General features: G+C 72.0%; 18 protein-coding genes. 8 read left to right on the top strand and 10 right to left on the bottom strand.

Translation table 11 applies throughout. From position 1 onward, the window contains the following. Positions 1-115: 115 nt before the first annotated feature. On the bottom strand, positions 116-1234 hold the full coding sequence (gene rsgA / locus ACZ4M5_RS00655) for a ribosome small subunit-dependent GTPase A (RefSeq protein ID WP_467731596.1): 1119 nt from the start codon (positions 1232-1234) through the stop codon (positions 116-118). A gap of 389 nt (positions 1235-1623) precedes the next feature. Between rsgA and ACZ4M5_RS00650 the strand changes: the two genes are divergently transcribed. After that, a complete protein-coding gene (locus tag ACZ4M5_RS00650) occupies positions 1624-2025 on the top strand; it encodes a DUF4234 domain-containing protein (protein WP_467731594.1) in 402 nt (133 codons plus the stop codon). 14 nt (positions 2026-2039) lie between these two features. Here ACZ4M5_RS00650 and ACZ4M5_RS00645 read toward each other — a convergent pair whose 3' ends face one another. The 3 genes from ACZ4M5_RS00645 to ACZ4M5_RS00635 form a co-directional block, all read right to left on the bottom strand. Beyond that, the gene (locus ACZ4M5_RS00645; protein ID WP_467731592.1) at positions 2040-3530 is read right to left on the bottom strand and encodes a cellulose binding domain-containing protein; all 1491 of its coding nucleotides are present in this window, start codon (positions 3528-3530) and stop codon (positions 2040-2042) included. Between the two features lie 234 nt (positions 3531-3764). Then, on the bottom strand, positions 3765-5087 hold the full coding sequence (locus ACZ4M5_RS00640) for a radical SAM protein (protein WP_467731590.1): 1323 nt from the start codon (positions 5085-5087) through the stop codon (positions 3765-3767). Between the two features lie 125 nt (positions 5088-5212). Next, the gene (locus tag ACZ4M5_RS00635) at positions 5213-6220 is read right to left on the bottom strand and encodes a hydroxyacid dehydrogenase (RefSeq protein WP_467731588.1); all 1008 of its coding nucleotides are present in this window, start codon (positions 6218-6220) and stop codon (positions 5213-5215) included. A gap of 181 nt (positions 6221-6401) precedes the next feature. On the opposite strand from ACZ4M5_RS00635, the gene ACZ4M5_RS00630 reads away from it, so the two are divergent. Further along, positions 6402-7658, top strand: a complete 1257-nt coding sequence (locus ACZ4M5_RS00630) for a D-arabinono-1,4-lactone oxidase (RefSeq protein ID WP_467731586.1) — start codon at positions 6402-6404, stop codon at positions 7656-7658. Positions 7659-7697: 39 nt separating this feature from the next. Here the strand turns inward: ACZ4M5_RS00630 and ACZ4M5_RS00625 are convergent, their stop codons facing one another. Further along, positions 7698-8054: a helix-turn-helix transcriptional regulator gene (locus tag ACZ4M5_RS00625; RefSeq protein ID WP_467731584.1), complete on the bottom strand. Its 357-nt coding sequence runs from the start codon at positions 8052-8054 to the stop codon at positions 7698-7700. A 131-nt stretch (positions 8055-8185) separates the two neighbouring features. Between ACZ4M5_RS00625 and ACZ4M5_RS00620 the strand changes: the two genes are divergently transcribed. Together ACZ4M5_RS00620 and ACZ4M5_RS00615 are read left to right on the top strand one after the other, a co-directional pair. Next, positions 8186-8707 carry an STAS domain-containing protein gene (locus ACZ4M5_RS00620; RefSeq protein WP_467731582.1) on the top strand — a complete coding sequence of 174 codons (522 nt, stop codon included), beginning with the start codon at positions 8186-8188 and terminating at the stop codon, positions 8705-8707. Positions 8708-9186: 479 nt separating this feature from the next. Next, positions 9187-9759: a TetR/AcrR family transcriptional regulator gene (locus tag ACZ4M5_RS00615; protein ID WP_467731580.1), complete on the top strand. Its 573-nt coding sequence runs from the start codon at positions 9187-9189 to the stop codon at positions 9757-9759. A gap of 365 nt (positions 9760-10124) precedes the next feature. Here the strand turns inward: ACZ4M5_RS00615 and ACZ4M5_RS00610 are convergent, their stop codons facing one another. Continuing rightward, the gene (locus tag ACZ4M5_RS00610; protein WP_467731578.1) at positions 10125-11234 is read right to left on the bottom strand and encodes an aminoglycoside phosphotransferase; all 1110 of its coding nucleotides are present in this window, start codon (positions 11232-11234) and stop codon (positions 10125-10127) included. A gap of 66 nt (positions 11235-11300) precedes the next feature. Between ACZ4M5_RS00610 and mmuM the strand changes: the two genes are divergently transcribed. Then, positions 11301-12215, top strand: coding sequence for a homocysteine S-methyltransferase (mmuM, locus tag ACZ4M5_RS00605; RefSeq protein WP_467731576.1), 915 nt, complete (start codon positions 11301-11303; stop codon positions 12213-12215). A 339-nt stretch (positions 12216-12554) separates the two neighbouring features. Then, positions 12555-13592, top strand: a complete 1038-nt coding sequence (locus tag ACZ4M5_RS00600) for a GNAT family N-acetyltransferase (RefSeq protein WP_467731574.1) — start codon at positions 12555-12557, stop codon at positions 13590-13592. Here ACZ4M5_RS00600 and ACZ4M5_RS00595 read toward each other — a convergent pair. From ACZ4M5_RS00595 to ACZ4M5_RS00580, 4 genes are all read right to left on the bottom strand, one after another. Beyond that, entirely contained in the window at positions 13515-15122 is a 1608-nt protein-coding gene (locus tag ACZ4M5_RS00595; protein WP_467731572.1) for a carboxylesterase/lipase family protein, read from the bottom strand. The genes ACZ4M5_RS00600 and ACZ4M5_RS00595 overlap by 78 nt on opposite strands. A 215-nt stretch (positions 15123-15337) precedes the next feature. Further along, positions 15338-15841, bottom strand: coding sequence for a GNAT family N-acetyltransferase (locus ACZ4M5_RS00590; RefSeq protein ID WP_467731570.1), 504 nt, complete (start codon positions 15839-15841; stop codon positions 15338-15340). A 563-nt stretch (positions 15842-16404) separates the two neighbouring features. Continuing rightward, positions 16405-16920 carry a hypothetical protein gene (locus tag ACZ4M5_RS00585; RefSeq protein WP_398109634.1) on the bottom strand — a complete coding sequence of 172 codons (516 nt, stop codon included), beginning with the start codon at positions 16918-16920 and terminating at the stop codon, positions 16405-16407. Continuing rightward, positions 16917-20741 (bottom strand): polymorphic toxin-type HINT domain-containing protein, encoded by a 3825-nt coding sequence (locus tag ACZ4M5_RS00580; RefSeq protein WP_467731567.1) that lies wholly within the window; start codon positions 20739-20741, stop codon positions 16917-16919. The genes ACZ4M5_RS00585 and ACZ4M5_RS00580 overlap by 4 nt, the downstream gene beginning before the upstream one ends. 416 nt (positions 20742-21157) lie before the next feature. Here ACZ4M5_RS00580 and ACZ4M5_RS00575 point away from each other — a divergent pair, with 416 nt between their 5' ends. Both ACZ4M5_RS00575 and ACZ4M5_RS00570 read left to right on the top strand, forming a co-directional pair. Next, entirely contained in the window at positions 21158-21670 is a 513-nt protein-coding gene (locus ACZ4M5_RS00575) for a hypothetical protein (protein WP_467731565.1), read from the top strand. A 73-nt stretch (positions 21671-21743) separates the two neighbouring features. Beyond that, positions 21744-23969: a trypsin-like serine protease gene (locus tag ACZ4M5_RS00570; protein ID WP_467731563.1), complete on the top strand. Its 2226-nt coding sequence runs from the start codon at positions 21744-21746 to the stop codon at positions 23967-23969. The last annotated feature ends 85 nt before the right edge of the window (positions 23970-24054 follow it).

Below are 24054 nucleotides of genomic sequence, written 5' to 3'. Positions count from 1 at the left end.
TGACGGCCCACCGAGCCGGTGGCTCGCCCGGCCGTGCAGTCCCGCCGGCCGTGGTCTGCCCGGCCGGTGGCGTGGTGGGCCACCGGCCGGGTCGCTGAGGCGCCGGCCGGGCTGGTCAGCCGCGCCAGTGCGGGCCGCGCTTGGCCTCCATGGCCGCCTTGCCCATCGCCCCCTTCCGCTTCCAGTCCTTGCGGATCTCGGCCCGCAGCCGGGCATCGGTCTTGGCGACGATGCGCTGGTTCTCCCGCAGCAGCTTGCGGTAGCTGTGCAGGCGCCGTTCGGGCAGATCGCCGTCCTCCACGGCGGCCAGCACCGCGCAGCCCGGCTCCGCCTCGTGGGCGCAGTCGTGGAAGCGGCACCGCTGGGCCAGTTCCTCGATCTCGGAGAAGACCTGCCCGACCCCGTTCCCGGCGTCCCAGAGGCCGACGCCCCGCAGTCCGGGGGTGTCGATGAGGACGCCGCCGCCGGGCATGACGAGCAGGTTGCGGGTGGTGGTGGTGTGCCGGCCCTTGCCGTCGACGTCGCGGGTGGCCTGGACGGCCATGACGTCGGCGCCGAGCAGGGCGTTGGCGAGGGTGGACTTGCCGGCGCCGGACTGGCCGAGCAGCACGGACGTGCCGCCGCCGACCAGGGCGGCGACGACGTCGAGCCCTGCCCCGTCCAGGGCGCTGACGGGCACCACGGGCACGCCGGGCGCGCTAGTCTCGACGTCCTGCACGAGGTGGGACAGCGTGACGGGGTCGGGCACGAGGTCGGCCTTGGTGAGGACGACGACGGGCTGGGCCCCGGATTCCCAGGCGAGCGCGAGGAAGCGCTCGATGCGGCCGAGGTCGAGTTCGACCGCGAGGGACACGGCGACGATGGCGTGGTCGACGTTGGCCGCGAGGATCTGGCCCTCGGACCGCTTGGACGAGGTGGAGCGGACGAACGCGGTGCGCCGCTCCAGGAATGTGCGGACGTAGCGCGGGTTGCCGCCGGGTTCGACGGCGACCCAGTCACCGGTGCACACGACCCGCAGGGGGTCGTGCGGCGTGACGAAGGCGGTGTCGGCGCGCAGCATGCCGCCGGCGGTGACGACGTCGCACTGCCCGCGGTCGACCCGCACGACCCGCCCGGCGAGCAGGCCCTCGGCCTCGTACGGGGCGAATGCGGCCTCCCAGCCGGCGTCCCAGCCATACGGCTCGAGCGGATGCGAGGTGGACGACGACGAACCCGGGAGAGAAGAGAGAGACAAGGGGTGGCCCTTCACAGGGGTGGCCCCGGCACCGCGCTCACAGGCGCGGAGAGAGAAGAGGTCAGCCGGAGGCCACGGAGCTGGACTTGATGAACTTCCGGATGCGGGCAGCGCCCATCTCAGAGACAGCCATCGATCACACCTCCTGCTCGTCACACAGCCGACGTCGGCAGCCACGGGCCGCCGCGCGATTCGCCCTCACCTTAGAGGCGTGCGCCCCTCGGGCGCCACGGAATTAATGCCACCACGGCGCGACCGTCCGAGACGCCCTCGCGCGACCGCCCCAGACGCCCTCGCGCGCCCGTCCGACGGCGCCTTCTCGCCGCCCGTCGTGCGCGACGCGCCAGTGGCCGCCGGGCGTGGTGCACTGGAAGGACGGGAGGTGCAGCATGTCAGGTCGCGCAGGCAAGACCCGCAACATCTTTCTCGTGTGGCTGGTCTGGCCGCTGATCACGCTGGGCATCTACCACCTGGTCTGGTACTACAAGGTGAATCGCGAAGCCCGGGATTTCGATGCTCGGATCGAGGTCAATCCGGCGATGGCGGTCGTGGCCGTCACCGTCGGCTGGCTGGTGATCGTTCCCCCCTTCGTGTCGATCTACAACACCGGCCTGCGCGTGGCCCGCATGCAGCAGTCGGCCGGCATGGAGCGGAGCTGCAACCCATGGATCGGCATCGTCCTGTACATCGTGGCCGTGCTGTTCCCGCTCTACTACCAGCATGAGCTGAACCAGATCTGGGCGCGGTACCGGGGCGCGGAAGAGGGCGATCAGGTGCCGTTGGCGGCCTGAGGGAGCCTGGTGCGTCAGCCGTCCTTCGCGCAGGCGTGCCCGTTGACTTCGAAGCCGTACGGCGGGGAGTTGGTGCCGGTCCAGGAGGCGAGGAAGCCGAAGCTCACTTCGCCGCCCGCGGGCACGGACCGGTTGTAGTCGGCGGCGGTGGCGGTGACGCGGGCCCCGGCCTGGGAGACGGAGGCGTCCCACATCTGGCCGACCTGCTGGCCGTCGCGGAAGGACCAGGAGACCCGCCAGGTGTCCAGGGGCCGGCTGCTGGTGACGGTGACGGTGGCCTGGAAGCCGTCGGGCCACTGGTTGACCAGGTCGTACTCCACCCGGCAGGCGGGGGCGGCGCTGCGCTCGGGCCGGGGCTCGTCGCGCTCGGTGGGCGAGGCGGTGCCCTGCGGCCCGGTGTGCCGGTCGCGGCCCTTCGACGAGCGGGGCGTCGCCGGCTCGCGCGGGCGCTCGGTGGCCCGGCCGGACGGCCGGTCGGTCGCGGGCGGCAGCGAGGGGGCGGAGGGCAGGGACGGACGGGGGTCCGCCACCGGCTCGCGGCCAGCGTCGCCCCGGGCGGTGAGGTCGTCGCCGGAGCCGCCGAACGGCATCAGCGTCACCCCGAGCGCGAGGGCGGACACCAGGACGGCGGCGACGAGCAGCCCGTTGCGCGCGACCCGCGCCTTCTGCGCCCCGTCCTGCGGGTCGGTGTCCGGCGGAGTGGGGCGGCCGGCCCCGAGCCGCACCTCGGCCGCGCGGCGGCGGCGCTCCAGGTAGGCGAGGCCGCCCCAGCCGATCACCCCGCCGGCCAGTGCCCCGGGCAGTCCCCCGCCGTGCAGGCGCAGGCAGGCGGCTGCCTCCGCGCACTGCACGCAGGTGGCCAGGTGCCGGGAGAGGTCGCCGGGGGCCTCGGTGGCGGCGGAGCGGGTGACGGCGTCCAGCAGCCGGGCGTAGCTGCGGCAGCGGGCGTCCATCGGGGTGTCGAGGTGGTTGCGGTGGCAGCGGTCCCGGAAGAGGGTGCGCACCTGCTGGAGTTCCTCGGTGGCCGAGGCCGGGTCGAGGTTGAGGCGGCGGGCGGCCGTGGGCAGCGGGAGCGCCTCGGCCTCGGCGAGCCACAGCAGTTCGGCGTCCGCCTGCTGCAGGTCGCGCAGGGCGCGCAGGGCGAGCGGGCGTTGCAGGGGCGGTCCGGTGTAGCGGGCCGCCTTGTCGGAGTTCAGCCACAGCCGCAGGTCGGGGTCGAGCTTGTGGCCCTGCCCGGCGTCCTCCCAGGCGGCGGCGGTGGTGCGGACGGCGGTCAGCAGCAGGGGGATGCGGGGCAGCCGGGCGTGGCGGCGGCCGGTGCCGCGGGCCGGTCCGGCTTCTGCTTCCCGGGCCTCGCGGATGCCGAGCGCGAACGCCTCCCGGGCCAGCTGTGCGGCGGCGGTGGAGCCGGACGTGCACAGGTCGGCGTAGGCGAGGACCGCGTCCCAGCACTCGGAGAACAGCGCGGCCTCGGTCGCGTCCTGAGGGGTCGGCAGGTCGGGCATGTGTCTCCTGCATCCACAAGCGGGATCAACTCACCACGTCGGCAGAGGAGTTGGGGGAATCCTCGCGGCGGGGCCCGAGCTTTTCACGCGTCCCGCACAACTGACAAGCGCCCTGTTCAGATGTGAGAACAGGGCGGCCGCGCCCCCACGGCTCCCCATCGAAGGTGCCGTACGTGCGCGTCCGCCCTGTTGACTCACCGCCGCTCCGCCCGGAGGGGCGGCGTCATCGAAGTGTTATGAAACGGCGGTGGGTTCGTCCGCCGGGAGGCTGTCCATGAAGGAGCTCACCGAGAAGACCGCGTTGCCGGCGCCGGGCGGGCCGTAGCCGGGGGGCGAGGAGAGCCCGAAGTCCTCCATGGTCTGCCGGTACGCCTGGAGCAGCCGGATGTGGTACTCCAGCGGCGCCCCCTGCGGGTTGGCCTTGCCGAGCGGGGTCGTCGGCTCGGGGCACCAGGTGGTGAAGCGGGGCGTGATGCCGTGCGACATGAAGAAGCGCAGGCCCTCGGTGGTGGAGGCGATGGCCTCGTCGACCGTCTTGAAGCCGAAGGGCTCGGCCATCTCCACTCCGGCCACGAAGTTGGGGATGACGTTGCGCGCGCCGAAGATCTCCGCCGAGTCCAGGATGCGCTTGTGCCACTCGTCGCGGCCGACGTAGCGCTCCTTGCCGGGGCAGTACATCTTGAACAGGTACTCGTCCCACACCTCGTAGTTGGGGTGGTAGATCTGCACGCCGTAGTCCTTGAAGCGCTGGACGTCGTCCTTGGGCAGTGCCTGGGCGACGACCTTGCCGATCCAGCGACCGGGGAAGTGCTCCTCGATGGCCTTGGCGTAGCGCCCGTAGAAGTCCGCCTCGTCCAGGCCCTGGACCTTCGACGTGATCGCTCCGCCGGTGAGCGTGTACGCGGTGGACACCTTCCCGGTGTCGTACTTGTTGATGATCTCCAGCGCCTCGAGGACTTCGTCGACGTCCTTCACGCCCGTGTACGGGCGGCCCGCCGCCTTGTGCTGGCGCCAGTTGTGGTTGATGTCGCAGTACTGGCACTCCTCCTTGGCGCCGAAGTACTGGCACACGCGGAACGCGGTCAGGTAGATCAGGTAGCCCCACTGGATGGTCGGGGCGACCTCCATGACCGACTTCCCGTTGGCGAGGGTGTGCCGGTAGTACTCGGGCATCGGCGGCACGCCGACGTCGGAGATGCGCTTGCCGTCGAGGTAGAGGCCGAGCACGCCGTCCTCGTTCGCGGCGACGCGGTAGGGCGAGGCGGGGTTCACGCGCACCGAGACGACCGTGCGGCGCAGGTCGTACGGGCCGCCGGTGAGGATGATCTCCTCGGGTGGGCGGCGCAGCGCGGCCTCGCCCAGCTCGGGCAGGGTGCCGTGGTCGAACGAGAAGATGAAGTACGACTTCGGCTTGACCTCGCCGCCCTCGTTGTCGCTGAGCGCGGAGGGGTCGAAGGCGACACCGCCGCGCAGCAGGTCCTCCTTGAAAACGGCTTCCCGCGGCACGTGCGGGAACCGCTCCATCAGATCCTCGACCAGCGCGGTTCGGCTGCCCATCCCGTCTCTCCTCCCGGTGCGGACGTACGACTCCTCACGGTATGCCCCTCGGTGCGCGGGCCCGGTACCGGGTCCCCCCGAGCCGGGAGGATGCCCTGTTCGTCCGTTTCGCGTGAGGGGCTGCGTCAGGCTTCGCGTTCCAGTGTCGCCCAGTCGACCGCGTACGCCGGCTGCTCCCCGGCCGCCAGCCGTTCGGCCTCCTCGGTGACCGCCAGGCCGAGCCGGGCCAGCTCGTTGCCCTGGGAGCCGGCGAGGTGCGGGGTGACGAAGGCCCCGGGCAGGTCGTAGAGGGGTGAGTCGGCGGGGAGCGGCTCGGGGTCGGTGACGTCGAGGACCGCGGTCAGGCGTCCGGCGCGCACGTGCGCCGCCAGGGCGTCGTGGTCGACCAGCGCGCCGCGCGCGGTGTTGATCAGGACCGCCCCGTCGGGCATCAGGTCCAGCTCGCGGCGGCCGAGCATGCGGTGGGTCTCGGGGGTCGCCGGGGCGTGCACGGTGACGATGGGGGACGTGCGCAGCAGCTCGTCCAGGGACAGCAGGGGCACGCCGAGCGCGGCGGCCTCCTCCTCGCCGACGTAGGGGTCGGTCAGGGCCGGCCGCAGGTCGAAGGGGCGCAGCAGCTCCAGGACGCGGCGGCCGATGCGCGAGGCGCCGATGACTCCGACACGGCGGCCGTGGTTGCCGATGCCGGGTACGACGCCCCGGCCCGAGGGGGGACGCTCCGCCCGAAGGCGCTCGCGGGCGGCGAGCACGTCCTTCCCGGCGAGCAGGATCATCGCCAGGGTGTACTCGGCCACGGGCAGCGCGTTGGCGGCGGCGGCCGTGGAGACAGTGATGCCGCGCTCGCGCAGGCCGGGGGTGACCAGGGACTTCACCGAGCCGGCGGCGTGCAGCACCGCGCGCAGCCGGGGCGCCGCGGCGAGGACCGCCCCGTCGAGCGGGGGGCAGCCCCAGCCGGTGACCAGGATCTCGGTCCGCGCCAGCGTCTCCCGCACCCGTGCCCCGGCGAAGTCCCGCGCGACGAGGGCCGGGTCGATGTCGAGGGCCCCGCGCAGCCGTGCCAGCACCTCGGGCGGGAAGAGCAGTGGCACGTTCTCCGCCGTCATGGCGAACAGTGCCTGGGCGCGCTGGTGCACGGACCTGACCTTCCGGCTCGGGGACGTCGCGTCCGCGGCCTTCCGCAGCCGGGACGGAAACCGCTTCCTGCGAGGTGACCACGGTAGGGCCGGCCGGGGGCGGCGGCAATCGGATCCGCGGCCGGGGTAGGTTCCGGCGGGGGCTTCCCGGCCCCCTGCTGCCTCGGGGAAGGACGACGCGATGAACGGGACCGTGACCAACTGGGCGGGCAACATCACCTACGCGGCCAAGGAGCTGCACCGGCCGGGATCGCTCGACGCGCTGCGGGCGCTGGTCGCGGGCAGCGACCGGGTGCGGGTGCTGGGCAGCGGGCACTCGTTCAACCTGATCGCCGAGCCGGGCGCCGAGGGCGTGCTGCTGTCGCTCGCCGCCCTGCCGCCGGAGGTGGACGTCGACACCGCGGCCCGCACCGTCCGCGTCGGCGGCGGCGTGCGCTACGCCGAACTGGCCCGTCGTGTGCACGGGCACGGGCTCGCCCTGCCCAACATGGCGTCCCTGCCGCACATCTCCGTGGCCGGGTCGGTCGCCACCGGCACCCACGGCTCGGGCGTGCTCAACGGCCCGCTCTCGGCGCCCGTGCGGGAGGTGGAGCTGGTCACCGCCGACGGCTCGGTGGTGACCATGGGCCGGGACGAGGAGCGCTTCGGCGGCGCCGTCACCTCGCTGGGGGCGCTGGGGGTCGTCACCGCGCTCACCCTGGACCTGGAGCCGGCCTACGAGGTGGAGCAGCACGTCTTCACCGAACTGCCCTTCCGAGGCATGGACTCGGGCACTTTCGAGACGGTCATGGCGACGGGGTACAGCGTCAGCCTCTTCACCGACTGGCGGGAGCCGGGCTTCCGACAGGTGTGGCTCAAGCGGCGCACGGACCAGCCGCTGCCCGCGTTCCCGTGGGCCGCGCCCGCCGCCGCGAAGATGCACCCGGTGCCGGGCATGCCGGCGGTCAACTGCACCGAGCAGTTCGGTACACCGGGGCCGTGGCACGAGCGACTGCCGCACTTCCGGGCCGAGTTCATGCCGAGCAGCGGGGCGGAGCTGCAGTCGGAGTACCTGCTGCCGCGCGGGCACGCCGTGGAGATGCTGCACGCGCTCGACGCGATCCGGGGGGACGTGGCCCCGGTGCTGCAGACCTGCGAGGTGCGCACGGTCGCCGGAGACGACCAGTGGCTGAGCCCTTCCCACGGCCGGGACACCGTCGCGGTCCACTTCACCTGGGTCGCCGACACCCCGGCGGTGCTGCCGGTGGTGCGGCGCGTGGAGGAGGCGCTGGCCCCCTTCGCGGCGCGGCCGCACTGGGGGAAGGTGTTCACCCTTCCCGCGTCCGCCCTGAGCGGGCTGTACCCGCGGATGGCCGACTTCCGGGCCCTGGCCCACGAGCTGGACCCCCGGGGGACGTTCGCCAACGCCTTCGTACGGGAGGTGCTCGCCGAGGGGTAGGGCCTGCGGTCCGGAGGAGGCCGGCGGTGAGGCTCCGGCTCAGGCGGTGGCGTGCGGGCGGTCGCCGGTGGCCGGGGCCGTGCCGCGGTCGGCCTCGTCCTGGACCAGCAGGGACAGCAGCGAGGCCACGGTCACGCCCAGGCCCGCCTCGGCCGGGTGGCGCAGCGTCTTGGCGGGGTCGATCCGGTACGTGTTGGTGCGCCCCTCCCGGGTGTGGGAGAGGTATCCGTCCTGTTCCAGGTCGGCGATGATCTTCTGCACGGCCCGCTCGGTGAGCCGGCAATGGGCCGCTATGTCCCGGATGCGGGCGCTGTGGTTGTCGGCGATGGCCGCCAGCACACGCGCGTGATTGGTGAGGAACGTCCATCCGGTGTGAGGCTCGGGCACTCCATCCATGCCCCCACTCTAGCGACCGAACATTCACGCACTCAAAAACACGCACTCTGTTTCATGTATCAGTTGACGTGTGTGGCTCGGCGGGGCACCCTGTCAGCGGAGGCGAGGCGAGCGGAAGGGAGAACGAGGCCATGCCGGAACCTGCGTACGCCGTGCGGCCCCACACCCGGCCGGCCACCGCGGAGGCGGCGGACGCCGCTGCGCGGGCGGCCCTTCCCGCCTGCGCGGCGGACCTGGCCGTCACCGTGGACGGCGACCGGACGACGGTGACCCTGCGCGGCGAGCTGGACCTGGGCGCCCACCGGCTCCTGCCCGAGCTGACCGACGCGCTCGACCTCTCCGGCAGCGGTGTCGACCTGCGGCTGGAGGCCGTCGGGTTCATCGACTGCGCCGGGCTGTACGTGCTGCAGGTCCTGCGCGAGCGTGCCCGGGGACGGGGCAAGACGGTGACCGTCCGCTCCAGCAGCCCCGCGGTCGAGCGGCTGCTCACCCTGACGGGCGCCCGCGCCCTGTTCGCCGGCCCGGAGTCGGACGCGGAGCGGGACACAGACCGCGCCGCACCCCGGCCGCGGATCGTCCGGCCCGCGGCCGGCACTCGGGGACCGGCGGACCCGGTGCGACCCGCCGGCGAGCTGACCGCGACCTCCGCCTGACCTGCGTCTGACATCCGCCTGACCTGCGTCTGACATCCGTCTGCCCTCCGCCTGACCTCCTTCGTACCTCCGTCCCGACTTCGTCAAGCCCCTTTCCGAACCCCTTGTCGAAGGTCACCACCCCCCTGGCCTTGCGCCGCGCCGTTGCCGACCCTGACCACGCCCGGTCGGCCGGGGGCTGGAAGGGGTGGGGCAACCGCGGGGCAGAAGCGCCACCGATGCGTCACGTCTCCCCGGAGCCGCGCCCCGCCCCGTCGCCCCGTCGCCGTGACGGCGCATGCGGCGCCCGGGTGCGACTGCCCGCCCGCACACGACCGACGCCCACCGCACGCTGCCCGCCGCTACGGCCACGTCCGACGCGAGGACCTTCACGGCCCCCGGCGGCCGGCGCACCGGCCGGGGGCCGCGTACTACGCTCGTCCCCCGGCTGCGCCCGCAGCCGCCGAGGACCGCCCCCGAGAGGTCACCCCGACACGCCCATGCCCAGAGCCGGCCTCACCCCCGACCGCCTCGTCGCGGCCGCAGCCGACCTCGCCGACGAGGCGGGCTTCGAGCACGTCACCCTCTCCGCGCTGGCCCGCCGCTTCGGCGTGCGGGACGCCAGCCTCTACACCCACGTGCGGAGCCTCAAGGACCTGCGCACGCGCGTGGCGCTCCTGGCCGGCGGCGAGATGATCGACGGCATCGCGGCGGCCGTCGAGGGACGCGAGCCCGGCCGCGACACCCTCGGCGCCTTCGCCGCCGCCTACCGCGCGTACGCCCTGCACCACCCCGGGCGCTACGCGGCCACCCAGATCGCCCTCGACCCCGAACTCGTCGCCGACTCCCCCGCGATGCGCCGCACGGCCGACGTCACCTACGGCATGCTCCGCGCTTACGGCCTGCAGGAGCCCGACCTCACCGACGCCGTACGCCTGCTGCGCAGCACCTTCCACGGCTACTGCGCCCTGGAGTCCAGCGGGGCCTTCGGCGCGCCCCGGGACGTCCAGACCTCCTGGGACCGCGCGATCGACGCCCTGCACGTCCTGCTCGGCAACTGGCCCCGCGCCTGACGTCCGGAGTCCGGCCGGCCCGTACGCGGGCCGCGGCATGCGGGGGCGGCAGGGCCTGGGGCGCCCCGGTTCCGGTCGGGGCGCCCCAGGGGCTCGATCCACCGGCCCGGGTTCCCCTGTTGCGAAGCCCTACTCCCTTTGCCGCCAACGCAGTTGACGGCAGCGCAGTTGACGGCAGCGCAAGGCGTGTCCGCTCAGCCGTCCGCCGTGGTCGTGTCGGCGACGGGGACGCCGACGCCGGTGTGCCGTCCGCCTTCCAGCCGAGCCGCTGGACGCGGGCGTGGCGGTTGAGGCCGTTCAGCGGGTCGCCCTCGATCTCCTGGTACTGCCGGGCGTCGTGGACGAGGACATCGGGTTGCGTGGGGTCAGCGGCCGCTGGGGGCCCGGGGGAACCCGAGCTGCGGCGCCAGGATGCGGGCCTCGGCCGCCTGTTCGGCCACGTACGCGAGGACCGGGCTCAGTTCACGGTGGCCTGGGCGGGCCGCGACCGGGCCGGGGCCGCCGTCACCCGCCCGCGTGGCGTTCGCCGGCCTCAACAGGGCCGCGGCGAGCCCCTCGTACCGCACCACGGACGCGCACACGCCGAGCCGGACGAGGTGTTCGTCGCCCCGCCAGCCGCCGGTGCGCAGACCGTGCAGGTAGGCGTCGTACGCCGTCTTGGCCAGAGCCGGGAGTTCGGCGGCGGGCAGGCTCCGGCCGAGGACGCACTCCGGGAGGTAGGTGCCGAGATCCTCGCCCAGGGCGCCGTCGCCGGCGAAGGACCAGTCCAGCAGGACGCTCGCGCCGGTCCCGTCCCCGGCCAGGTGCGCCGGCCGGTGGTCGAGGTGGGAGAACACGCGGGGAAGCGACTCCATGACGGTGAGGAACCACCCACGGTCCTGCCGGAGACGGACCATGTCCTCGCGCAGACCGGGCGTGACGTGCTCCCGGACGAGGGGATGCCGCCACGCCTCGTCGTCGAGCAGTGCCCCGCCGGCCGTCGGGTCCGACATGTGGTCCCGCAGGCAGCGCCGCGACAGCCAGGGGGCGTCCTCCCCCGCACCCACCGCTCCCTGGGCCGCCCCGAGACGGTGGGCGTGGTCGGCGTGCCGGGCCGCGGACCAGGCCGTCGCGGGCTCCCCGCGGACGTCCTCCAGCCACAACGCGACGTCGCCGTCCGGGCGTTCGACGCACTCCAGCAGCCGCGGCGCCCGGATGCCGTACGGCTGCCAGACGCGGGCGAGGCCGGAGCGGTGCAGCCAGGCCTCGCGGCGCCAGAAGTGCCGGTGCCGGGGGTCGTTCGCCGCGGACCAGGCGACGCCCGTCTCCCGCGTCCGGCTCAGCACCTTCAGCAGCGCCGAGCGCTCGCCTCCGGTGACCCGCCACACCGCGGCCCCGACGCCGTCGCGCCGGGCGAGCGGTGTGAACACCGCCCGGTCGGCGGGGACTCCCAGGACCTCGCGTACTTCGGCGTGTGCGGCAGCGACCTCGGGCATCCCCCGATGCTATGCCGCCGCCTCCGCCGTGTCCCCGCCTCCCCTCGGTGGACTACCGTCGTCCGCATGACCGTCTCCCCCACCCTGGCCGAAGCCCTCGCCGACGGGACGGTGGTGCTCGACGGCGGCATGTCCAACCAGCTGGAGTCGGCCGGGCACGACCTGGGCGACGAGCTGTGGTCGGCCCGGCTGCTCGCCGAGCGCCCCGAGGCGGTCACCGAGGCGCACCTGGCCTACTTCCGGGCGGGCGCGGACGTGGCGATCACCTCCAGCTACCAGGCGACGTTCGAGGGCTTCGCCCGGCGCCGGATCGGTCGTGACCGGGCGGCCGGGTTCATGGCGCTGAGCGTGCAGTCGGCCCGGGAGGCGGCCCGGCGGGCGGGCGTCCCCCGCCCGCTGTGGGTGGCGGCCTCGGCCGGCCCGTACGGGGCGATGCTGGCCGACGGCTCCGAGTACCGGGGCCGGTACGGCCTCACGGTCGACGAGCTGGAGCGCTTCCACCGCCCGCGCCTGGAGGTCCTGGCCGCGGCGGGCCCGGACGTGCTGGCGCTGGAGACCGTCCCGGACACGGACGAGGCCGCGGCCCTGCTGCGGGCGGTGCGCGGCCTCGGGGTGCCCGCCTGGCTGACGTACTCCGTCGCGGGCGGACGCACCCGGGCCGGGCAGCCGCTGGAGCGGGCCTTCGCCCTGGCCGCGGACGCGGAGGAAGTGATCGCGGTGGGCGTGAACTGCTGCGCGCCGCAGGACGTGGAGGCCGCCGCCGCGACCGCGGCCCGGGTCACCGGCAAGCCGGTCGTCGTCTACCCCAACAGCGGCGAGACCTGGGATGCCGGGGCCCGCGCCTGGACCGGCCGTGCCACGTTCACCCCGGACCGGGTGCGGTCCTGGCAGCGGGCGGGAGCCCGCCTGATCGGCGGCTGCTGCCGAGTGGGCCCGCAGGCGATCGCGGGGATCGCGGAGGCGGTGAGGGGGCCGGCCTGACCGGGCTCCGCACCGGCCGGGGCGGCTGACGTGGGCTTCCACGGCGCTCTCGCGCATGCGCACGCCTGCGTGCCGCAGGCTCGTCCCGGCCCACCGGACAGGGCGGGCCGGGAGAGCGGACCGGGGAAACGGACCGGTGCGGCGGACCGGGAGAGCGGACCGGTGCGGCGACCGGGAGAGCGGACCGGTGCGGCGGACCGGTGCGGCGGACCGGGAGGGCAGACCGGGAGAGCGGACCGGGAGAGCCGACCGGGAGAGCGGACCGGGAGAGCCGACCGGGAGGGCCGTCCAGGAGGGTGGGCCGGCGCCTGGTCGACAGGGCGGCGCGGGCGGCGCAGGATGCGGTACGTGTCCGATCTTCCGCCCTCGGGGCCACCCGCTTCCCTGCATCTGCCCGCCGGCTACCGGGGCCGGCCGGCGACCGCGGGTGACGCCGCCGCGATCCACGCCCTGGTCGCCGGCTGCGAGCGCGCCCTGTACGGCCCCACCACCACCGGGGCCGGCAGCCTCCCCACGGATCCGGCCCGGTCCGGTCCGGACCCGCTGCGCGACACCCTGCTCGTGCGGGACGCGACGGGGGCACCGGCCGGCTGGGGGTGGGTGCACGGCGGGCACCGCAGTGGCGTCGACGTGCACCCCGGCCACCGCGGGCGGGGACTCGGCAGCGCCCTGCTCTCCTGGGCCGAGGCCCGGGCCCGCGCCTCGGGCGGGGCCCGCCTGGTGCAGTCGCTGCCCGACGCCGACACGGCGGCGGCCCGGCTGCTGCGCTCCCGCGGGTACGCGCCCTTCGTCACCGAGTGGCTGCTGCAGATCGCGCTGCCCACCGAACCCGAGGTGCCCGAGGCGCCGGCGGGCATCACCGTACGGCCGTTCCGGCCCGGTGACGAGCGGGCGGCGCACCGGCTCACCGAGGACGCCTTCGCCGCGTGGCAGAAGCGGCGCAAACCGTACGCCGAGTGGGCCCGGCTCACCGTGGACCGCACGGACTTCGCCCCGGCCCTGTCCCGCGTGGCGCACGCCGGCGGGCGGTTGGTCGGGGTGGTGCTGGCGCTGGACGTGCCCGGCTCCGGCGAGGGGTACATCGACCGGGTCGCCGTCCGGCAGGACCACCGGGGCCGCGGCCTCGCGCGCGTGCTGCTCCGGGAGTCGTTCCGCGCGATCCACCGGCGCGGCGAGCGCTCCTGCGTCCTGTGGACCCACTCGGCGGCGGGCGCCCTGCCGCTGTACGCACGCCTGGGCATGACGGTCCGCCGCAGTTCCACGGTCTACGGCGTGCACCTCACCGATGAGGCGGCCGGGTCAGCCGTGGCGCCGCAGCGCCCCGGTCCGGCGCAACCGCCCGACGACCGCCCGCAGTTCGGCACGGCGCGCGGGTGAGACGTCGGCGGTCTCCGGCACGGCCGGAGGTCCTTCGGGGGGCGTGACGGCGTCGCGCGCCCACAGCGCCAGCTCGCGATCGCGCGGGCCGTGCGCGGTGTAGGCCAGGCAGTCGCCCGCCTCCGGTGCGCGGTCCCCGAACACCCGCACCGGATGCGCGGCGTTCCAGCGCTCCCACCCCGGGTCGCCCTGCGCGGCGAACCGCACCCACGCCCCGTGCATCGCGTCGGCCAGTTCCTGCGGCGCGTCGTCACCCGCCAGTTTCCGGGACTCGGGGGCGTCCCCGGTGTCGAAGACGAAGCCGAGTTCCAGGGCGTGGCACGCGCCGAGCCCGGGCAGGGACGAGGGCCAGGCGAACTCGTAGACGTACGAGGGGTCCGTGCGCGCGTCGGCCAGGTGGTGCAGGGGGATGCGCAGCAGGTGGTCGGTGACGAGCTGGCCGACGATCTCCGCCGCCCCCGCGCCCGGGTGCAGGGCCCGGTAGCCACGAGGCACCTCGCTGCCGCAGTGGCAGCGGGCCATGGCACCGGCGAGGGCGACCGTGCCGAGCCGGTCGACGCGGTCGAGCAGGCCGCCCGGGACCAGCCAGAGCCGGTACTCGTCACGGGTCCAGCCCATCAGGAGCTCGACACCCGGTGCGGCGCCGTCGAGGAGCGCTTCCAGGGGGTCGCGCGGGACGACGTCGCCGTCGACGACGAGACCGAAGGCGGGGCCGCCGAGGACGGGGCTGCTGAGCCGGCCCACCTCGGCCTGGGTGCGCAGCAGCAGGTCGCGGTCGACGGCGGCGAACGCCGCGGCAGTGGCCGGGATCTTCAGCCGGGTGGCCATCCGGCGCACCATCCGCCGGACCTTGGCACGGTCGGACACCTCGGGGGGCCCGCTCTGCAGGATCGCCCGACGGACCAGGCCCTGGGTCTGCGGGGCGGCGAGAAGGGCGCCGACGCTGATGGCGCCGGCGGACTGGCCGGACAGGGTGATGCGGCCGGGGTCGCCGCCGAAGGCCTCTATGGTCTCGTGCACCCAGGTCAGGGCGGCGATCTGGTCGCGCAGGCCGGGGTTCGGGGGCGCGTCGGGGAAGAGTCCGTAGCCCTCGACGCCGAGGCGGTAGTTGACGGACACGAAGACGACGCCGTCCCGGGCGAAGGCGTGGCCGTCGTAGACGGGCACCGCGGAGGAGCCCCGGGTCAGGGCACCGCCATGCAGCCAGACGAGGACGGGCAGGCGCGCTCCGGGGGCCGGGTCGGGCGTCCACACGTTGAGGTTGAGGCAGTCGTCGCCGGGGATCGCCGGGTCGGACAGGTACTGGGCGAAGGCGTCGGAGTACGGCGGTTTCGGCGCGGTGGGGCCGAAGGCGCCGGCGTCGCGGACGCCCTGCCACGGCGGGGCGGGGGCCGGGGACCGGAAGCGGAGGGGGCCGACGGGCGCCGCCGCGTACGGGATGCCGCGGAACACCGCGACTCCGCGCTCGAACCGGCCTCGCAGGGCCCCTCCGGGGGTACGCACCACCGGGTCGGACCGGACTGCCGTCATGGGTGACCAGCCTCCTCACCGCGCTCCTGTGCACCGTGAAGATCAGAGCACCTCATTGTCGTCCGGTATTCCGGCGCCCGGGGTGGTGGGGTGGGCCGTTCGGGTGAGGCGGCGTACTCGATGGGCGCATAGCCTGCGTCATTCCGACATCGCACTGCATACCGGACGCGGTCAGACCTCGTCCCTGCTCACAAGAGCATGACGACAGCAGCTGCTTACGCGTCGGGATGTTCCGGCAGGGCGAGCCAGTCCGACCAGGAGATCTCGCGGCCGAGGAAGCGTGGCTGCTCGAACGGCCAGTCGGCGGCGATCCACTGCGGCACCAGCGTGTCGAGGGCTTGCTCGACCTTGCTGCCCACCAGCTCGTCCACCACCCACCAGGAGATCTCGCCGTCGGCGCCGGCCCTCTCCGGCGGGTCGATGTAGACGCAGCCGAGCAGAGCCGTCTCCGCCGCGTCGAACAGCGCGTAGTTGAAAGACTGGTGTGCGGCGATCTCCTTCTCGTGCCGCAACAGGTCGGCCTGGTCGGCCTCGTAGGTCATGGTGACCGCGGGCCAGCCCCAGGCCGGGCCGAAGATGGTCCACAGCCGCTCGCGCGAACCCATCACAGCCGGATAGTCGAGCGGGGTGTCCGCCTCCCGGATCGGCCGCAGGTGATGACCACCGCCCGGCAGCGGTACCAGGACGGGGTGGACGAAGTCATCGGGAAGCCAGCTCACGGCGCCCGACCCTAGCAGCGCGCGGCCGTTCGCTCCCCCAGATTCTGCCCGTACCGCCAAGCCCTGCTCTCCTGCCGGGCAGGGCCCGCGATCAACCGATCGGGACTCCCGTTCGATCGACGGACTCCGTGATCGGTATGGCAAGGGCTTCTCAGCCGAGCCTCTCGGCCCCCAAGCCCTCTTCGGGCGGCCGAAGCCGATGCCCTCACCCGGCCACACGGCTCGTCACCCAACATCACGATGGCTGCATAGGCGGCGTGCGGTGCGGGCCCGCTCGGGCCGACTCGCGGGTGTTCGGCTTCTGACCCCAGGAGGCCTCCGCCAAGGGCTGGTCGCAGCATCAACGACCGGCTGTGACCGACACCGCCCCGCCGGGCGTGGGTGGGCTTGCGCCCCAATCGGTGCCCGTCATCAGCGGCTCACGTGTGGATGTGGCCTGCGGGCCGAACGGCTTCGTTTCGAAGAACTCGCCTCGTTCGGCGCAAGCAGTTCCGGCGAGGGAGGAGTAAACAACGAACCGCGGCTCGCCAAGAAGAGACCTTGGCGAGCCGCTTTCTGCGCCGCTATGCGGTACCGGTGGTAGCCGATTGCAGCAACGTGCAGTCTGAGTTCCACGACGGTAGATCATGCCGGACCTGATCGAGGTCGTGTCCGGGATAGCTTGGTGGCGCTGCAGGAATTCCGTGGGCCTCCAGGAGATAGAACTCCGCGCTCATTCCGCTGATGGAAGCTTCGCCGTCCGGGAAGAACTCCACTTCCATTCGGAATGCGCCGTTGTCGACCCTGAAGGGTCGGCTGGACGTGACCGAGAACGCCATCAGATTTTTGTCCTGAGGTGTTCCACTCCAGCGGAACGACTGCAGTCCGCGAACCACGAGGAGTGCAGCGTTACCCGTGGGGTAGAACAACGCACCGCGCATGTCGAAAAGGAGCGCCGCTCGGTTCGCAGTCGGGCACACTCTGCAGTCGAGCAGTTGGGCGTCGTCCAGAGCGTCGGGTTCCTTCAGCGGGTCCCAGCCAATGGGCTCCGGGGCCCGTTGGTATCTCTGGGACGTGAAAAGTTCTTCTGTCTGTGTCATGGGATCGGTATGTGCCAGTAGGGGTCGGACTTGGTGGGAGTCTTGCCGGTCATGGGATGGATCACCTGGCCGGCTTCGTTCAGATAGCTGATGTATCCGTTGGGGTATGGGTGTGGACCGCTGGTCACCGGGTCCATGACTCGAACGTATTTGACAGACTTGTGGAAGCCGGCAGCTACGGCCTCGGTGGGCTTGATGTCATAGATCCATCCCTTGAGGTTGTTGGCCGTTGCCACGGCCTTTCGCCCCTTCGGGAGCCAGAGCTTTTCGCCCTGAGGGCCGACGATGTCGGCGATCAGGCACCTGCTGTTGTGGACCAGGACCGGGGTGTCCCCCGCGAGGACATAGTACGAGTGCAGGTCCGCGACAGTGAGGTTGTACGTCCGCGCGTGATGGTAGAAGGACCGGTTCGAGTGCACGATGACCGTGTCGCCGACGTCGGTCCTGAGTGTCATGCCCGGCTCGAGGATGGCTGCCTCGAGCCACTTGCCCGCAGACGGCGACCAGAACGGGTGGTCGACGGTCGCGGTCAGCTTCTGCTCGCCACGCGATGTCGAGACGGTCAGTTCGGAGAAGTACTTGTCGTCGTCAGTGACGATGAGGTCGGTGACCTTGCGGGGACCTGTCTGCTGTGTCACAGGGTCCGTGGCCAGTACCTCGTCGCCGACCTGGAGGGACTCGATGAGCTTCACCGAATTGTCGGCCATCAGGACCTTGGTGCCTGCCAGGAAGCACTCGGCGCACTTCTGAGCCGCGCGCGCGGCGCGGCTGCTGTCGACCGCTCCCTCGACGCCCTCGAGACTCTTCTTGAGCAGCTTGAGCTTGCCGACGGGCAGGAAGCTCATGGCGGCGACAACGCACTTGCCCAGGGTGGGGTTCTTCGCGCAGTCCTTGGCGTCGTTCAGGCCGAGGACCTCCCAGGCGGCTTCCTTGATGGTGGGGTCGATCGTGGGGAACACGAGTTCATGGCCGGCCATGGCGCACGGAGGGAGGCTGTCCCGGTTCATCGGGATGTAGCACTTGGGCTTGCTCTCCCGTTCCTTCTTGCGCTTCTCCGCGGCAATGCGACGGGCTTCGGCCTCTTCCGCCTCACGCTTTTCGACCACGTCGTCCCAGGCCGCTGCCGCGTCCTTCTTGGCCTCGCTGGCGCTCTTGCCCGCAGCCAGTGCATCGGCGTGCGCCCGGTCGCTGGCCTCTTTGGCCTGGTAGGCGGAAGTGCGCGCGTACGCGGCGGAGAACTCCGCCTGGGCCGCTGACTCCTCGGCAGCAGCGGAATCCTGGTTTGCGCGGTCAGCGGCAGCGCGTGCGGTGGTAGCGGAGGCCTTGGCGCGCTTGGCGCTGGTCTCGGCCCGGTCGGCGGCAGCGTCAGCGTCGGTGGCGTACTCCGACGCCTGCTTGGCGCTGTCCGCGGCGTCCTTCTTGGCCTTCTCGGCGTCCTCGGCTGCATCCTTGGCCTCAGCAGCAGCTTGCGCTGCCAGGGCAGCGTTCTTGCGCGCTGTGGCGGCTATCTTCTGCCCTTCGGCGATGAGCCGTTCGACTTGGGCGACATGAACGTGCGCGAGCGCGTCCTTTTGTGCGGCCATGTACTGGCCTGCCTCGACGAAGCGGTGAACTTCGTCGGCGGGTCCGGCCAGCGCAATCTTCGCTGCCGACCTGACCTCAGGGCCACCCTCGTTGAACAGCTGTGTGGTGGTCACTCGTTCGTCGGCCTGCTGGGCGGTATAGCGCCCCTTGCTCAGAAAGCCGACGAGGGCTTGAGGGCTACCGTCTTCCAGTGCCTTCCTTGCGTCTTCCTTGACGCCGGGCCCACCGTCGTTGGCCAGCTTGGTGACGGCGACGCGGTAGTCGGCGTTGGCGGCCTGGTGCTGACCAGTGGTGTAGAAGTCGCGAATCTGCTGGTCGGTCCCCTTGAGGGCCTCGGTAGCGGCTGTGCGCACGGCCTCATAGGGGCTGCTAGAAGCGAGGTCAGCGACTTGTTGGCGGGTTTCATCGGTCACGGCCTGGTTCCAGCCGGTGCGCAGATAGTCGATGACATCGGCGTCCGTACCAGACAGAGCTTGGGCGGCCGCGCCCTGGCGCCAGGAGCCGAAGTACGACATCGTCCTCAAGGCGACCGCACGGCCTTGAGCGGCGAGTGCAGCTTGGTCAACGTCTGGCTTGTCGACCTTGGCTGCCAGGGCTTGAGTGTCGTCCACGATCGCCTGGCCCTCGACCACAGACCGGGATATGTCGACGGTGAAGGTGTCGGCGCTGGCCTTCTTGGTCATGGCGGCCTCGACGCCGGCGTTCGTACGGGTGGTGAGGTCTTCGGTCTCCACTTCCCGCGCGATGGTGAAGGTCTTCTTCGCTGTCGCCACTGCCTTGGTGGCGGTGTCGGCAGCGGCCTTGGCGGCTGCGGCCTGCTTGGTGGCTTCAGCTGCCTGATCGGCGGCTTCGCCGGCGTTGTCGGCGGCGGATTCGGCTGCTATCGCCGCGTTCTTGGCATGGGTGGCGGCTGAGTTGGCCGCGTCACGGGCTTCTCGTGCGGCCGCGGCTGAGGTGCGGGCCAGAGATTCGGCCGCGTTGGCGGCGCGGTTGGCCTCCGCGGCATGCCGGCGGGTCTCGGCAGCGGCCGCTCGTGCCTCGGCGGCGGAACCTCCCGCAGCGACAGCGTAGTCAGCTGCCTGATCCGCAGCTGCAGCCGCCTTATTGGCGTTTCCCGTTGCGCTGCGGGAAGCAGCCACGGCATCTGCAGCCGCGATCGACGCCTTGGCAGCCTGCTCCGCGGCCTGGGCAGATTTCTTGGCAAGTTCGCCGGCCTTGGTCGCTTCGGCGGCGCGATCGCGGGCTGCCTGCGCCTTGCTGCGGTCCTTGCTCGCCGCGTACGCCGCGTTCGAAGCGCGGCTCGCCGCTTCGGCCGCTGCCGCTGCCGCGTTGGCGGTCTGGGCCGCAGCCAGCGATGCCCTGCGAGCGGAGCGGTTGGCCGCATTGGCTGCACCGATAGCCTGCTGTGCCGCTTCAGCAGCGGCCCGGGCCGCGTTGGCGGCCTGCTTTGCCTTCAGCGAGGCGCGGTCGGCGTCGTTCTTCGCCGCTTGCGTCTCTTTGGCTGCCTTCTCGGCAGCCTGCTGGGCCAGCTCGGCGGCGGCAATGGCCTTACCTGACGCTTCCTCAGCCTTATCAGTCGCGTCTTCGGCCTGCTTGCCGGCCTTTTCGGCCTGCTTGACCAACTGTTCGATCGTGGCATGTTCCTGGTCGCGGTTACGCGCCACGAACTGGCCGACCTCAAGGAACTCGACGAGGTCGTCGGGAGTGCCCTGCAACGCCAGCTTGGCGGCGGCCTTGACGTTGGGGCCACCAGAGTTGTAGAGCTTGGTGACTTCGACCCGGTCGTCTGCCTGCTGCGCTTTGTACTGGCCCACTTCCAGGAACTGTTTGACGTCCGCGGAGGTGCCTTGCAGCGCCACTTTGCCTGCGTCCTGGACGCCGGGGCCACCGAAGTTCACGACGCGGGCAGCCTCGACACGCTGGTCCTGTGCGTGCGCTGCCTTCCAGCCCTCGTCCAGGAACGCCTCGACATCGGCCGGTGTGCCTGCCAGCGCCGTCTTGGCGGCCTGGCGTACGCCTGGTCCGCCAGCGTTGACTACGCGGGATAGGTCTACCCGGTCATCGACTTCCTGGATGGCGAGCGCGTCGGTGAGAAACTGCCGGATGTCATCGTCGCTCCCCAGAAGGGCCTTCTCGGCCGCTTCCTTGATACCGGCACCGCCGTTGAGCCAGTAACCGACTACGAGGCCCCGGTTGGCGGGCGATGTCTCGGTGTCCGCAGCAGTGGCCGGGGACATGCCCAGGAGAGTGGCCGTCAAAGTGGCGGACATCACGGTGGCACAGGCGACTTGTCGGCCGGACCGACGCGCCCTTCCATTCGGCTGAGAGTTGGAACTTCGCCCCGGTCGTATGGAGCGCGGTGGTCGTTTCACCTAAGGGGTCCTTCGTCGATCAAAACCGCACGCCAGCGAAGTGCCGCTTGCAAATCACAAGGGCACACGGTGCCATTTCACGGTTCATCATGGGATCTGCGCCGCAGCGGGCTCAGTGGATGTCGAGAGGTCAACTCAACTGCTGAACAGCGCCCTTACCGGCCCGTAGCGATCTGGGTAGCTTGCAGCGGTTGATCTTACATGTGCTTTACTTCCGCTCTACGCAGCGGACACTTCTCCTTCACTCGAGTGATCCGCAACACCCCACCCGAGAGGCATCCATGGCCATATCCCCTGCCCGAAGGACACTTCTGGGTGGCCTGACAGCGGCCCTCGTCGCCGGCCTCGGCGCCGCCGCCCTGGTCTTTGCGCAGTCCGCGCCCGCCGCCCCGGGCGACACCACCACCGATGTGCCGAGCCTGGTCGAGGACTTCAACCACCCCGGCGCCGCCCGTGCGCAGCAGGAACGCGGCGTCACGCTGCAGCGTGGAGACGGCCACATCTGGCTGACCGACGTGACCGACCTGAGCCAGTGCGGAGATGCCTCGAACATCGCGATCGAGACCCGCAGCGGCATCTTCTGCTTCAAGACCAACGCCAAGTCGGGCTACCTGACTCTGGAACTGCCCGACACCTTCAGCATCTGGACCCAGGCCCACCCGGTGAAGGCCACGTTGACCGCCGAGGGCAAGGACACCGTGGTCAACGCGCCCGCCAACGAGCTGACCCCCGTCGGCGAGTCCGGCGACAGCGGCCAGCGGTCGGTCCTCGTCGAGCTCCGCGTCACCGGCTGACGCCAGCAGCCCCGAGCATCACACCTGTGCGCACCGCCGGTGTGCACAACCGAACTTTTCAGGAACCCTCAACGTGTCTCACATACGCCCCCGCGTCGCCGCGACGAGCGCCCTGCTCGCAGCCGGCGTCGTGTCCGGTGCGCTCACCGGCGCCCCCGCACATGCCGTCACCGGTGATCGCGTCCCAGCGACGGCCTACACCTACACCGCCCAGATCACCGTCGGCGACCACGACCGCGGCTGCTCCGCCGTTCTCATCGACGCTGAATGGTTGATGACTGCCGGCAGCTGCTTCTCCGACTCCGGCTCCGCAGTGCCTTCCGGCGCTCCGAGAACGAAGACCACTGCCGTCGTCGGCCCCTCCGAGCTGTCCGGCAGCCACATCCCGGACACCCGGCGCCAGGTCGTCGAACTGGTACCGCGGACCGACCGCGACGTGGTCCTGGCCCGGCTGAGCCGGCCCGTCACGAAGGCCACCCCGATCGCTCTGGCCTCCACGGCGCCGGTCGCCGGTGAAGAGCTGAAGTTCGCAGGATACGGGCGCACCGCAACCGAGTGGGCGCCTCTCAGCCTGCACACCGGGGTCTACACGGTGAACTCCGCGAACGACACCACCGCCGGAGTCACCGGAAAGGCCGGCGCGGCCGCGTGCGCGGGCGACGCGGGCGGTCCGGTCGTACGCGAAGCGGGCGGCACGGCCACCCTCGTCGGGCTCAGCAGCCGGTCCTATCAGGGCGGTTGCTTCGGAGCCGACCCGGCCGAGAACCGCACCGGCGGTGTCGTCGCCCGCGTCGACGATCTGGCCACATGGGTGACCTCCACCGTCGGCGCCCCCCGCATCAACGACTTCAACTGCGATGGCACCGAGGACATCGCCATCGCGGACCCCAAGGCTGCAGTCGGCGGCGTCGACGGCGCGGGGGCCGTTCGAGTCGTCTACGGCGGGGGCAAGGGTACGGCCTCCATCGACCAGAACCTGGACTGGATACCCGGCGATGCCGAGGCCGGAGACTGGTTCGGCGAAACCCTGGAGACCACCGACCACAACCAGGACGGCTGCACCGACCTGGTCATCGGCACCCCGTCGGAAGACATCGGCAACAAGACCGACGCAGGCGTCGTCGACGTCGTCTACGGCGGGCCGCGTGGACTCGGCACCAACTCGGTGAAGAACACCCGCTTCGAGCAGAACACCGGCGCCGGCTCCCTCGGCGCCTCCACTCCGGAAACCGGTGACCGCATGGGCCAGGCACTGGCCGCAGGAGCCACCGCCTCCGGGGAACCGTTCCTGGTGATCGGCGCACCCGGTGAGGCCATCGGGTCAGTGCCCAAGGCCGGCATGGTGTTCTACGTCCGGGACAGCACCAGCATCGGCATCACGACCGCCAATGTCGGCATCGACCAGGACAGCACAGGCGTGCCCGGCTCCGTCGAGGCCAACGACGGCTTCGGTGGCGCCGTCGCAGCCGACGCCAACCGCATCGCCATCGGCGCCCCCGGGGAAGCCATCGGCAGCGACGCAAACGCCGGCAACGTGGCGGTCTTCTCCCACAAACTCACCAGCGAGAAGCGGCCCACGCCGCTCTTCGGTCTCGACCAGGACCTGGACAAGGTCTCCGGCGGATCCGAAGCAGGTGACCAGTTCGGCAAGTCACTCGCCCTGGTCCCCTACCGCCCCTCCGGAGCGACTGCGGCAACCGACTCCATCCTCGCCGTCGGAGCGCCCGGCGAAGACCTGGACATCGACGGAGCCGACAAGACCGACGCCGGCAACGTGATCACGTTCCGGCTCCCCGCAGCCGGCGGCTACAGCCAGCTGAACGTGTACAGCTCGGGCAGCGCCTCGGACGACATCACCGGCACCTCGGAGAGCGGTGACCGCTTCGGCCAGACCGTGACGGCCGTCAACACCTCACCTCGTGCGGTGAGCACCGCAGCCACCATGAAACTGGCCGTCGGCGCACCCGGCGAAGCCGTCGGCACCGCCGCCAAGGCCGGCGCCATCACCACCTTCTCGCTCCTCGGCGCACCCGGCTCCAGCGACCGCTGGATCGAGGCGGGCACCTCCGCAATCCCCGGACCGGCAGGCAGCGACCAGCAGCTCGGCACAAGCATCCGCTTCACCGCGAGCGCGCTCTACGTCGGCATGCCCTACGGCCCGAACACCAAGGGCCTGCTCCACGTCCTGCCCTTGTCCAACGTGATCGCCGGCGGCAGCAACACCGCCATCACCACCCACGAGCCCGGCCAGGGCGGACTGCCCGCCACCGGCTCGCGCTTCGGCTACGCCGCCCGCTGACACACCCGCACACAGCCGAGCATGAACAACGTCCCGAAGGGCCGGCCCCTTCGGGACGTTGCTGCATCTCGAGTACCTCGAAGCG

It is taken from the genome of Streptomyces sp. NPDC026246 (genome assembly GCF_055567995.1).
This window is presented reverse-complemented; position numbering and strand designations above follow the sequence as displayed.